Here is an 11,685-nt window from a genome sequence, read left to right as displayed (position 1 = left end):
ATCGGACGCTCCCCCAACTGACCTCACAGCCAGCCCAGAGGGCAACTTCACAACCATACCCCACCGCGACGCGCTTCGATCTGTCGTCGGAACGAGGTTCCGTGTCAGTCCAGGACTGCTGTTCGGGGTGGAGGTTCCATCCTAGACGCAAGCGCCTTGTTCTCGCAAGAGGTTTGGGATGGGATTCGTTCTCCGCTTGAGGGGGCGTAGGCCTTCCGGCCTTCTCGCTCTTCCCTGTGGGGCGAACAAGTAATAAGTTACGCGGCTCCCGGCATCGTGGCAAAGCGGCGTGACATCCCGGGCGTGTCGCGCGGCCTCGGGAGGCCTGCGATCCGCGCCATGACGCGGAAAACGGCGGGTGCCGCGGCTTGTTCGGCCGCGGCATCCGCCGTCTCGCTGTGGAGCGTCGCTCGCGCGCTCACTCCCACTCGATCGTCCCCGGGGGCTTCGACGTGACATCGAGCACCACGCGGTTGACCTCGCGGACCTCGTTCGTGATGCGGTTCGAGATCTTCGACAGCACGTCGTAGGGCAGCCGCGTCCAGTCGGCGGTCATGGCGTCTTCGCTCGAGACGGGACGGAGGACGATCGGGTGACCGTAGGTGCGGCCATCCCCCTGGACGCCCACCGATCGGACATCGGCGAGCAGCACGACGGGGCACTGCCAGATCTCGGCATCGAGCCCCGCCTTCGTCAGCTCGGCGCGCGCGATGGCGTCGGCGTCACGCAGGATCTCGAGACGATCAGCGGTGACCTCGCCCACGATGCGGATTCCGAGGCCGGGCCCCGGAAACGGCTGGCGCCCGACGATGGCCTCGGGCAGACCCAGCTCGCGCCCGATGGCACGGACCTCGTCCTTGAACAGGGTTCGCAGCGGCTCGATCAGCTCGAACTGCAGGTCTTCGGGCAATCCGCCGACGTTGTGGTGACTCTTGATGTTCGCCGTGCCGGCACCGCCGCCGGACTCCACGACATCCGGGTACAGCGTCCCCTGCACGAGGAAGCGGATCGGCTCCCCGTCGGCGGCCGCCTCGGCCATCAGGTCGCGCTCGGCCTGTTCGAACGCGCGGATGAACTCGCGGCCGATGATCTTGCGCTTCTGCTCCGGATCGCTGACGCCCGCGAGGGCCTCGAGGAAACGCTCGCGCGCATCGACCGTGATCAGCCGGACTCCCGTCGACGCGACGTAGTCGTTCTCGACCTGTTCCCGCTCACCCTTCCGGAGCAGCCCGTGGTCGACGAAGATCGCGGTCAGCTTGTCGCCGACCGCCTTGTGCACGAGCGCGGTCGATACCGCTGAGTCCACACCGCCCGACAGCGCCGAGATCACCCGGCCCGAGCCCACCTGCTGGCGGATGCGCTCGACCTGCTCGGCGATGACGTTGCCGCTGTTCCAGTCCGCCGGGAGTCCCGCGGCCTTGTGCAGGAAGTTCTCGAGCACGTTCTGCCCGTGGTCGGAGTGCTTCACCTCGGGGTGCCACTGCACGCCGTAGAACTTGCGCACGTCGTTGGCGAACGCTGCCACCGGGGTCGCCGCAGTCCGGGCGAGCACCTCGAAGCCCTCCGGCGCACGCGAGACCTGGTCGCCGTGGCTCATCCACACGTTCTGCTCGGGGGGCTGCCCCTCGAGCAGCGTGCCCTCCGTCACGATGGTCGCGTCGGTCGCGCCGTACTCGCGGAGTCCGGTGTTGGCGACCTCGCCGCCGAGCGTCTGAGCCATCACCTGGAAGCCGTAGCAGATGCCGAGCGTCGGGACGCCGAGATCGAACACTCCCGGATCGAGAGCCGGGGCACCGGGCTCGTACACCGACGAGGGGCCACCGGAGAGGATGATGCCCACCGGCTCCTTCGCTGCGATCTCCTCGGCCGTCGCGGTGTGCGGGACGAGCTCGCTGTACACCCCCGCCTCACGCACGCGGCGGGCGATGAGCTGGGCGTACTGCGCGCCGAAGTCGACGACGAGGACAGGACGCTGCGACGTTTCGGTCTGTGTGGTCATCGGGTGCCTTCCGTGGCGGGGATGGATGCGGCTGCCTCAGCGGCTTCGCGCTCGGCGAGGTACGTCCTCACCTCGCGTGCGACGCGGGCCTCCATGAAGAACGACAGGGCGGGAACGACGCCGCCGAGCGCGAGCAGGATGAAGCGGGGGAACGACCAGCGCATGAGACTCCACACGCGGAAGCACGAAAACAGGTACACGACGTAGAACCAACCGTGCACCACGAGGATCGCGAGCGAGATGTTGAACCCGTCGCCCGTCGAGAGCATCTCGCACGAGTTCGTCTGCGGCAGGAACAGCGACCACCACTCGCAGTCGGCGCCCGCGATCACCGGCGCGAACCAGAGCAACCCACCCGAGCCGCCGGCGAAGAGCTCGGTGTGGATCGGGGTGTACTTCAGGATCATCTCCGCGAGCAGGAGCAGCAGGCCGACACCCGTGATCACCGAACAGATCTGGTAGAAGCGCAGAGCGTTCCGGATCGCCGGGAACGTGGCGAGTTTCGGGGCGCGAGGCATGGCGTCCAGTCTAGTCGCGGCCCGACGGCGCGCTTCCCGCTGCGGGGACGTCGGCGTCCTCGTGCTCGTCCTCGAGGTCTTCGAGCTCCTTCTCCCACGCGTCCTTGGCGAGGCGGTACCACATGTAGAACGCGAAGCCCGCGAAGACCGCCCACTCCACGGCGTAGAAGATGTTGAGCCAGTTGACGTTCGACCGCTCTTCGGGTGCCGGCGAGTGGATCGCGGTGAGTCCCCCGAAGGATTCCGCGGAGGTGAGGTAGCCGCGGTAGACGTCGAGCCCCGCGGTGTCGTGCCAGCGGCTGAGGAGAGCTGCCGGCGACATCCGCGTCATCTCCTGCGGACCGGCCCCGCGTCCGGGCAGAGCAGGCCCCTCGTCGGAGATGATTCGCCCCGTGAGCACGACATCCTGCGGCGGATCGGCGTCGAGGGCTGCCGCAACGGCATCCGCCTCGGCCCGATCCGAGGTCCATCCCACCGCGACGGCGAGCGAGGTCGGCTCCGACGATCGCGCGGACTCGGGATCGACCCGCAATTGCCCCGTGACCCAGTACCCCTCTTCACCCCGGTCGAATCGCGACGACACGACGTCGAAGTCGCCGGCGACGAACGAGCCGCTCACCTCTACCCGCTGACCGACGAGCGGCTCGGGGAGATACTCCCCGGGTTCGGCGACGTCGGCGAGCGGGCGCACCTGCTCGGTCTGACCTGGCGGCGGGGGCGACGTGTCGACGGCGCGCGAGAGCTGCCATTGGCCGAGCCACGCGAAGACCGCCGCCACGAGCAGGGCGAACGCGAGCATGCCCAGCCACCACGGGCGCAGCATGACCTCGCGCAACGTCGGCGCGAAGGCCGCCGTCGACGCCTGTGGCGGAACCGAGTCGGTCGAGCTCATGTCACCGCACGCTGTACGGCGCCACCACGACCTCCACGCGCTGGAACTCCTTGAGATCGGAGTAGCCGGTCGTCGCCATCGACTTCTTCAGCGCGCCGATGAGGTTCGCGGTGCCGTCGGCCACCGGTGCCGGGCCGTAGAGCACCTCTTCGAGGGAGCCGACCTGCTCGACGGCGACGCGGCGGCCGCGCGGGAGCTGAGCGTGGTGGGCCTCGGGGCCCCAGTGGAACCCCTGGCCGGGGGCATCCGTCGCGCGCGCCAGGGCGACGCCGAGCATGACCGCGTCGGCGCCCATGGCGAGCGCCTTGACGATGTCGCCGGACGTGCCGACGCCGCCGTCGGCGATGACGTGGACGTACCGTCCGCCCGACTCGTCGAGGTAGTCACGGCGGGCCCCGGCGACATCGGCGACCGCCGTGGCCATGGGAGCGTGGAGGCCCAGCGTCGCGCGCGTGGTCGAGGCGGCACCGCCGCCGAAGCCGACGAGCACGCCCGCAGCACCGGTGCGCATGAGGTGCAGGGCCGCGGTGTAAGTCGCGGCGCCGCCGACGATCACCGGGACGTCGAGGTCGTAGATGAACTTCTTGAGGTTCAGCGGCTCGTCGACGCTCGAGACGTGCTCGGCCGACACCGTGGTGCCGCGGATGACGAACAGGTCGACGCCGGCGGCGACGACGGTCTCGTACAGCTCCTGCGTGCGCTGCGGGGTCAGCGAGCCGGCGACCGTGACGCCGGCCGCGCGGATCTCGGCCAGGCGGTCGCGCACGAGCTCGGGCTTGATCGGCTCGGCGTAGAGCTCTTGCATGCGTCGGGTCGCCGACGCGTCGGGCAGCCCCGCGATCTCGGCGAGCAGCGGCTCGGGGTCGTCGTACCGCGTCCAGAGCCCTTCGAGATCGAGCACGCCGAGTCCGCCGAGCTGACCGAGCATGATGGCCGTCCGAGGGCTCATGACCGAGTCCATCGGGGCGCCGAGCACCGGGATCGAGAACTGGAAGGCGTCGATCGACCACGCGGTCGACACGTCCTCGGTGTTGCGGGTGCGCCGCGAGGGCACCACAGCGATGTCGTCGAACGCGTAGGCCCGACGGGCGCGCTTGGCGCGGCCGAGCTCGATCTCCATGGTCACTCCTCCAGCCTACCGGCCGGTCCGGACACGACCGCCGGACCGGCCGTCAGCTCAACGGGCGCGCGCGACCCGCTGCTCGTCCCAGACGGGCTCATTCGACTCGTAGACGCGTCCGTCGCCGCCGAAGACGACGAAGCGGTCGAACGAACGCGCGAACCAACGGTCGTGGGTCACCGCGAGCACCGTCCCCTCGAAAGCGGTGAGCGCGAGCTCGAGCGCCTCGGCCGACGTGAGGTCGAGGTTGTCGGTGGGCTCGTCGAGCAGCAGCAGCGTCGCACCCGACAGCTCGAGCAGCAGCACCTGGAACCGCGCCTGCTGACCACCGGACAGGCTGTCGAAGCTCTGCTCCGCCTGGCGGACGAGCCCATAGCGGTCGAGCGCCGAGCTCGCGGCATCCCGCGGCATCCCGGCTCGGCGATCGTCGCCCCGATGCAGGATCTCGAGCAGCGTGCGGCCGGTGAACTCCGGATGCCGGTGGGTCTGGGCGAACCAGCCCGGGACGACCCGCGCGCCGAGCGTCACGGTCCCCGCGTGCTCGACCGGCTCGAGGGCGGAGCCGACGGCGGTGACGTGTCCGAGCAGGGCGTCGGGCTCCGTGCCGCCTGCGGCGAGGAGACGCAGGAAGTGCGACTTGCCCGAGCCGTTGGAGCCCAGCACCGCGACACGGTCGCCGAACCAGACCTCCAGGTCGAACGGCCGCATGAGGCCGACGAGTTCCAGCCCGTCGGCGACGACCGCGCGTTTGCCGGTGCGCGAGCCGCGCAGGCGCAGCTCGAGGTTCTGCTCGGCCGGCCGCTCCTCGGGCGGCCCGGCCTCCTCGAACCGGCGCAGCCGCGTCTGCGCCGCGCGGTATCGCGACGCGAACTCGTCGCTGGCCGCGGCCTTCGCCTTCATATCGGCGACGAATCTCTTCAGCTTCGCGTGCTCCTCGTCCCACCGGCGGCGCAGCTCGTCGAGCCGGGCCATCCGGTCGTCGCGGGCGCGGTGATAGGTCTCGAAGCTCCCGCCGTGGACCCAGGCGGTGCTGCCCGCTCCCCCGGCCTCGAGAGTGACGATGCGGTCGGCGGCACGGGCGAGCAGCTCGCGGTCGTGCGAAACGAGCAGGACCGTCTTCGCCGTCTCGCGCAGGCGGTCCTCGAGCCAGCGCTTGCCCGGGACGTCGAGATAGTTGTCGGGCTCGTCGAGGAGCAGCACCTCGTCGGGCCCGCGGAGCAGTGCCTCGAGAGCGAGCCGCTTCTGCTCGCCGCCCGAGAGCGTCGTCAGCTCGCGGTAGCGCGCCCGCTCGAACGGCACACCGAGGGCCGCCGTCGTGCAGGTGTCCCACACCGTCTCGTATTCGTAGCCGCCCGCGTCGGCGTAGTCGGCGATCGCGGCGGCGTAGCGCATCTGGGTGTCGAGCTCGTCGGACGCGATCACGGCGTTCTCGGCGTCATCCAGCTCACGGGCCGCACGACGGACGCGATCGGGCGCGACCGCGATCAGCAGGTCGTGGACGGTCTCACCGGCGCCGCCGTGCCCCACGAACTGGTCCATGACCCCGAGGCCGCCGTCGATCTGGACGACACCGCCGTGGGCCGCGGCATCCCCTCGGATGATGCGCAGCAGCGTCGTCTTTCCCGCGCCGTTCTGCCCGATCAGCGCGGTCGTCGAACCCGCGCCGACGCGGAACGTGACCTCGTCGAGCAGCGGCCTGCCGTCGGGGAGGGTGTACGAGACACCCTGTATGTCGAGCGATCCCATCGTGGACCGGGCCTTTCCGCTCCACTGCGGAGCCGACCAGGCTATCGCACGCCGGGGCGCGCTCGTGCGCGCGCCCGGACCGCGGCGGGTGGGATGCTGGCGGCATGACACGCATCGTGATCGTCGGCGCGGGCATCATGGGCCTCGCCACCGCGTGGGCCCTCGTCCGCCGGGGTGAGCGCCCCCTCGTCCTCGAGCGCTTCGGTCGGGGGCACACCCACGGCGCGTCGCACGGCGCGACCCGGAACTTCAACAACGCCTACGCCGACGCGCACTACCTCGATCTGCTGCAGCGGGCCCGCGACGGGTGGGACGCTCTCGGCGAGGTCGGCGGGGAGCCGCTGCTGCGACGGCACGGGCTGGTGACGCACGGCGTCGGCGGCGACCTCGGCGGCGGCGCGGACGACGCCGACGGGCTCGAGACGATCGCGCGGAGCCTCGGCGCGCGCGGCATCCCCGCGGAGATGCTGTCTGCCGTGGAGGCGGGCGCGCGGTGGCCGGGGATGCGATTCGAGACCGACGTCCTGTACTCGTCGGACGCCGGCGTGGCGCGGGCGTCGGCGGCGATGCTCGAGCTGGAGCGCCGCGTGCAGGGCGGCGGCGGCGAAGTGCGCTGGGGCGCGCCTGTCGCCGGCATCGAGGATCTCGGCGAGCGCGGCGCGCGGGTGCGGCTGGCGAGCGGCGGCGAGGTCGACGCGGATGTCGTCGTCGCGACGGCCGGAGCTTGGACCGAGGGCCTGCTGCCCGGCATCCGCTTGCCCCGCCTCACGGTCACGGAGGAGACCCCGGCGCATTTCGCTTCGACGACCGGTCCCTGGCCCTCGTTCAATCATCGGCTCGACCCCGCGCGCTACCCGGCGCCGGTGTACGGGATGCCGACGCCGGGCGAAGGGGTCAAGGTCGGGTTTCACCGCGTCGGGGACGTCGTCGATCCCGATGCGCGCCCGCACCGGGTGACGCACCACGAGACGCTCGTCGAGTACGTGCGGGAATGGATGCCGGGGCTCGACCCCGAATCCGCCGTGCACCTGTCGTGCACCTACACCTCGACCGACGACAGCGCCTTCGTGCTGGATCGCGTCGGCTCGGTGGTGGTGGGCGCGGGATTCTCGGGCCACGGCTTCAAGTTCGCGCCCGGTGTCGGCGCCACTCTGGCCGACCTCGCGCTGGATGCGACGGCGCGCGCGGCCGCGCCCTTCCGGCTGCCGGCGGGGTGAGTCCGGGTCGGGCGGGCTGCGTAGCGGAGGAGATCAGGGCAGCGGAGGAGGCGCAAGGCGCGAGCTCCCTCCCTGGCGCAGAACTCCTCTCGTAGGGGTGGGAAACCCCGGGGGGCGCTCCTCCCCCGCGCGTATCGGTGGGAGGGCGTCCCCAAACCGCCTCGGAGCCTCACCTCGGAGGCCGCGTGCGCCCGAGCATCGAGGCATGGACGAAAGCCAGCTCGCGTCGTGGATGCGGCGAAACGGCGGCGTCGCTCGAACTGCCGCGCTGCACGACGCCGGCGCCTCGCGCCACCGACTGCAGACCGCCATTGCGACGGGAGCTCTGCTCCGGGTGCGCCGTGGATGGGTCGCGCTCCCGGACACGGACCCGGAACTCCTCGCGGCCGCGCGTCACGGCGTCGTCATCGCGTGCATCAGCGCAGCGCGGCGACTCGGCCTGTGGGTCCTCGCCGATGATCGGCCCCACGTCGCGGCGAGACCGCACGCGGGCCGGGCCCCCACCCAGCGGGCGACGGTGCACTGGCACACGCCCGCCGTGCCGCGGCATCCGGACGCGCTCGTCGACCCGATCGAGAACGTCCTGGTCACCGTGGCGCGGTGTCAGCCGTTCGAACCCGCGCTCGTGATCTGGGAGTCCGCGCTGCGACGGCAGCTGACCTCGCGTGAGGTGCTGGGCAGGCTCGACCTGCCGCCGGCCGCGCGCCGACTGTGGGCTCAGGCGTCGCCTTACTCCGACTCCGGTCTCGAGACGATGCTTCCCCCGAGGTTGCGGTGGCTCGGGGTGCCGCTCCGGCAGCAGGTGTGGATACTGGGGCGGCCGGTCGACCTTCTCGTGGGCGAGCGCCTCGTCGTGCAGATCGACGGCGGTCACCACGTCGGGCGCCAACGTGCGTCCGACATCGAGCACGACGCACGGCTGATGCTGCAGGGCTATCACGTCATCCGCGTCACGTACGCGCAGGTCGTCAACGACTGGCCGCACGTGCACGGGCTCATCGCGACCGCCGTCGCCCAGGGGCTGCACCGTGCGAGCTGATGTGGGGCGCCGTAGGTTCCCGGCATACAGAAGGAGATCTGCAGATCAGAGGGGGGGCCGCCGCGTGACGGGCCTCCGAAGTGCAGATCTCCTCCGTGTGCGCGCGGGCGTGCGCGGATCAGCGCTTGTAGTTCGGGGCCTCCACCACGATCTGGACGTCGTGGGGGTGCGACTCCTTGAGCCCGGCCGAGGTGATGCGCACGAACTTGCCGCGAGCCTTCAGCTCTTCGACGGTGCGCGCGCCCACGTAGAACATCGACTGACGCAGGCCGCCGATGAGCTGGTAGGCCACGGCCGACACGGGGCCGCGGTAGGCGACCTGACCCTCGATGCCCTCGGGGATGAGCTTGTCGTCGCTCGGGACGTCGGCCTGGAAGTACCGGTCCTTGGAGTACGAGGTCTTCTTGCCGCGGGTCTGCAGCGCGCCGAGCGACCCCATGCCGCGGTACTGCTTGAACTGCTTGCCGCCCTGGAAGACGATCTCGCCCGGCGACTCGTCGGTTCCGGCGAGCAGCGACCCGAGCATGACCGAGTCGGCGCCGGCGACGAGGGCCTTGGCGATATCGCCCGAGTACTGCAGACCGCCGTCGGCGATGATCGGGATGCCGGCTTCGCGTGCGGCCAGCGACGCCTCGTAGATCGCGGTGACCTGGGGCACGCCGACACCCGCGACGACGCGCGTGGTGCAGATCGAGCCCGGACCGACGCCGACCTTGACGGCATCCACACCCGCGTCGATGAGCGCCTGCGCACCCTCGCGGGTCGCGACGTTGCCGCCGATGACGTCGATGTGCTCGAAGGATGCATCCGCCTTCAGGCGCTTGACCATGTCGATGACGCCCGCGGACTGTCCGTTCGCGGTGTCGACGACGATCACGTCGACGCCGGCGTCGCGGAGATCCTCGGCCCGCTGCCACGCGTCACCGAAGAAGCCGATGGCCGCGCCGACGCGCAGGCGCCCCTGGTCGTCCTTCGTCGCGAGGGGGTACTTCTCGCTCTTGTCGAAGTCCTTGATCGTGATGAGACCGGCGAGCTTGCCCTCCTCGTCGAGGAGGGGGAGCTTCTCGACGCGGTGGTGGGCGAAGAGTGCGATGACCTCGTTCGCCCCGATGCCGACGCGACCGGTGACGAGGTTCTCGCTCGTCATGACGTCGCGCACCTTGGTAGTCTGCCGCTCGAAGCCCGAGACGAAGCGCATGTCGCGGTTCGTGACGATGCCGAGCAGGTGCCCCTCGTCGTCGACGACCGGCAGGCCCGAGATGCGGTACTGCCCGCAGAGCGCGTCGACCTCTTCGATCGTCGCGTCGGGGGTCGTCGTGATCGGGTCGGTGATCATGCCCGACTCGCTGCGCTTGACCCGGTCGACCATCGCCGCCTGCTCCTCGATGGAGAGGTTGCGGTGGATGATGCCGATGCCGCCCTCACGCGCGATGGCGATCGCGAGGCGCGCCTCGGTGACGGTGTCCATTGCGGCCGACAGCAGCGGGGTGGCCACGGTGATGCGCCGCGTCACGCGCGACGACGTATCGGCCTCGGACGGGATGACGTCGGTGTGCCCCGGCAGGAGCAGGACGTCGTCGTAGGTGAGGCCGACGAATCCGAACGGGTCGTTGTAGTCGCTCATGCGCACTCCTTGGAAGTCTCAACGATTCTAAGCGCCCGGCGCCGCGCGGCATTCCCTCGCCCGAGATCCGCGAAACGACACACCGCATTCGTTGTTGCGCACCGGAAACACGCAAGCAACAATCAGCGCATACGTTCAGGTGTCGCCGAAGCCACCAGCAGAACCGGTACCTCTCGGCGTTCGTCCACTTATCTCAGGAGGTGCCAGTGGCGATCACTTCGATGACGCGCGCTGCTCGTCGCCCGAGGCGCATGTTCTCGACGTTGATCGCCGGCCTCCTGGCCGTCGTGGCGTTCCTGGGCATCGCCTCCCCCGCCATGGCCGCAGGAGACGACGCCGAGTCGTTGCCCTTCACGATCGCGGGCAACGTCCGCACCGGTGGTGAACCCGTCGAGGGTGCCACCATCGTCGTGACCGGCGGCGACTTCGAAGCCGAAGGCGAGACGAACGAGAGAGGCAGCTTCTCGATCGGCGTTCCGACGAAGGATGTCGCGTACACCGTCGAACTCGTCGAGGACAGCCTCCCCTCGGGGGTGACCGTCCCGGAGGGCTTCGAGTCGACGCTCGAGGTGGAGTTCGGCGCGACGAGCACGATCACGCGCAACTTCACACTCGAGGCGGCCGAGCGGCAGACGACGAGCTTCGTCGACCAGCTGCTCTCCCGCGCCGTCAACGGCCTGAACTTCGGCCTCATGCTGGCCCTCGCCGCGATCGGCCTCTCGCTCGTGTTCGGCACGACGGGACTGTCGAACTTCGCGCACGGCGAGATGGTCACCTTCGGAGCGCTCGCCGCGCTGCTCTTCTCGGCCGGGTTCAGCCTGCCGATCTGGATCGCGATCCCGTTGGCGGTCGCCGTCTCGGCCCTGTTCGGCCTGACGATGGATGCCGGCCTCTGGCGGCCGCTGCGACGCCGCGGCCTCGGCACCGTGCAACTCATGATCGTCTCGATCGGTCTCTCGCTCGCGCTGCGCTACATCTTCCAGATGTTCGTCGGCGGCGGGACGGCCCAGCTGCCCGGCGGCTCGACCTCGGTCATCCCCGGGCTCGGCCCCATCCGCCTCACCCTCACCGACGTGATCAGCATGGGCGTCTCGCTCGTGGTCATCGCCGGCTTCGCGTGGTGGCTCATGCGCACGCGCATCGGCCGCGCGACGCGGGCCGTGTCGGACAACCCCTCGCTCGCCGCCGCCAGCGGCATCGACGTCGATGCGGTGGTCCGGGTCGTGTGGGTCGTCGCCGCGGCGCTCGCCGGCCTGTCGGGTGTGCTGTGGGCCTACTTCCGTCCGGGCATCAAGTGGGACATGGGCACCAGCATCCTGCTGCTCATCTTCGCCGCCGTCACGCTCGGCGGCCTCGGAACCGCGTTCGGTGCGCTCGTGGGCGCCATCATCGTGGGGCTCCTCGTCGAGGTCTCGACGCTGTGGATCCCCTCCGACCTCAAGTACGTCGGCGCGCTGGTCGTGCTGATCGTCATCCTGCTGTTCCGCCCGCAGGGTCTCCTCGGGCGCCGAGAGCGAATCGGATAGGCAT

9 protein-coding genes are annotated in these 11,685 nt (G+C 70.4%); 3 read left to right on the top strand and 6 right to left on the bottom strand.

The annotated features are described in order from the left end of the window. Positions 1 to 418: 418 nt before the first annotated feature. Genes guaA through DO944_RS14855 form a run of 5 tightly spaced genes read right to left on the bottom strand, consistent with a single transcriptional unit; the run spans position 419 to position 6,275 of the window. On the bottom strand, positions 419 to 1,999 hold the full coding sequence (guaA, locus tag DO944_RS14875) for a glutamine-hydrolyzing GMP synthase (protein WP_112617904.1): 1,581 nt from the start codon (positions 1,997 to 1,999) through the stop codon (positions 419 to 421). Then, positions 1,996 to 2,517 (bottom strand): DUF3817 domain-containing protein, encoded by a 522-nt coding sequence (locus tag DO944_RS14870; RefSeq protein WP_112617903.1) that lies wholly within the window; start codon positions 2,515 to 2,517, stop codon positions 1,996 to 1,998. Before DO944_RS14870 ends, guaA begins: the two co-directional genes overlap by 4 nt. A 10-nt stretch (positions 2,518 to 2,527) precedes the next feature. Continuing rightward, on the bottom strand, positions 2,528 to 3,409 hold the full coding sequence (locus tag DO944_RS14865; RefSeq protein ID WP_240309638.1) for an SURF1 family protein: 882 nt from the start codon (positions 3,407 to 3,409) through the stop codon (positions 2,528 to 2,530). 1 nt (position 3,410) lies between these two features. After that, positions 3,411 to 4,529, bottom strand: a complete 1,119-nt coding sequence (locus tag DO944_RS14860; RefSeq protein WP_112617902.1) for a GuaB3 family IMP dehydrogenase-related protein — start codon at positions 4,527 to 4,529, stop codon at positions 3,411 to 3,413. A gap of 57 nt (positions 4,530 to 4,586) precedes the next feature. Beyond that, complete coding sequence (locus tag DO944_RS14855) at positions 4,587 to 6,275, bottom strand: ABC-F family ATP-binding cassette domain-containing protein (RefSeq protein WP_112617901.1); 1,689 nt, start codon at positions 6,273 to 6,275, stop codon at positions 4,587 to 4,589. A gap of 104 nt (positions 6,276 to 6,379) precedes the next feature. Between DO944_RS14855 and DO944_RS14850 the strand changes: the two genes are divergently transcribed. Together DO944_RS14850 and DO944_RS14845 are read left to right on the top strand one after the other, a co-directional pair. After that, the gene (locus DO944_RS14850) at positions 6,380 to 7,492 is read left to right on the top strand and encodes an FAD-dependent oxidoreductase (protein WP_112617900.1); all 1,113 of its coding nucleotides are present in this window, start codon (positions 6,380 to 6,382) and stop codon (positions 7,490 to 7,492) included. 205 nt (positions 7,493 to 7,697) lie between these two features. Continuing rightward, positions 7,698 to 8,531, top strand: coding sequence for a DUF559 domain-containing protein (locus DO944_RS14845; RefSeq protein ID WP_112617899.1), 834 nt, complete (start codon positions 7,698 to 7,700; stop codon positions 8,529 to 8,531). A 118-nt stretch (positions 8,532 to 8,649) separates the two neighbouring features. Here DO944_RS14845 and guaB read toward each other — a convergent pair whose 3' ends face one another. Next, on the bottom strand, positions 8,650 to 10,155 hold the full coding sequence (guaB, locus tag DO944_RS14840) for an IMP dehydrogenase (RefSeq protein ID WP_112617898.1): 1,506 nt from the start codon (positions 10,153 to 10,155) through the stop codon (positions 8,650 to 8,652). Between the two features lie 251 nt (positions 10,156 to 10,406). Here guaB and DO944_RS14835 point away from each other — a divergent pair, with 251 nt between their 5' ends. Beyond that, on the top strand, positions 10,407 to 11,681 hold the full coding sequence (locus tag DO944_RS14835) for a branched-chain amino acid ABC transporter permease (RefSeq protein ID WP_181574274.1): 1,275 nt from the start codon (positions 10,407 to 10,409) through the stop codon (positions 11,679 to 11,681). The last annotated feature ends 4 nt before the right edge of the window (positions 11,682 to 11,685 follow it).

This window comes from Microbacterium sp. SMR1 (assembly GCF_003289625.1).
Lineage (GTDB): Bacteria > Actinomycetota > Actinomycetes > Actinomycetales > Microbacteriaceae > Microbacterium > Microbacterium plantarum.
The sequence above is the reverse complement of the archived record's forward strand: the minus strand, read 5'-3'. Positions and strand labels throughout refer to the sequence as shown.

Coding starts and splice junctions, on each gene's coding strand:
- guaA (WP_112617904.1), bottom strand. CDS start 1,999: ATGACCACACAGACCGAAACGTCGCAGCGTCCTGTCCTCGTCGTCGAC.
- DO944_RS14870 (WP_112617903.1), bottom strand. CDS start 2,517: ATGCCTCGCGCCCCGAAACTCGCCACGTTCCCGGCGATCCGGAACGCT.
- DO944_RS14865 (WP_240309638.1), bottom strand. CDS start 3,409: ATGAGCTCGACCGACTCGGTTCCGCCACAGGCGTCGACGGCGGCCTTC.
- DO944_RS14860 (WP_112617902.1), bottom strand. CDS start 4,529: ATGGAGATCGAGCTCGGCCGCGCCAAGCGCGCCCGTCGGGCCTACGCG.
- DO944_RS14855 (WP_112617901.1), bottom strand. CDS start 6,275: ATGGGATCGCTCGACATACAGGGTGTCTCGTACACCCTCCCCGACGGC.
- DO944_RS14850 (WP_112617900.1), top strand. CDS start 6,380: ATGACACGCATCGTGATCGTCGGCGCGGGCATCATGGGCCTCGCCACC.
- DO944_RS14845 (WP_112617899.1), top strand. CDS start 7,698: ATGGACGAAAGCCAGCTCGCGTCGTGGATGCGGCGAAACGGCGGCGTC.
- guaB (WP_112617898.1), bottom strand. CDS start 10,155: ATGAGCGACTACAACGACCCGTTCGGATTCGTCGGCCTCACCTACGAC.
- DO944_RS14835 (WP_181574274.1), top strand. CDS start 10,407: ATGTTCTCGACGTTGATCGCCGGCCTCCTGGCCGTCGTGGCGTTCCTG.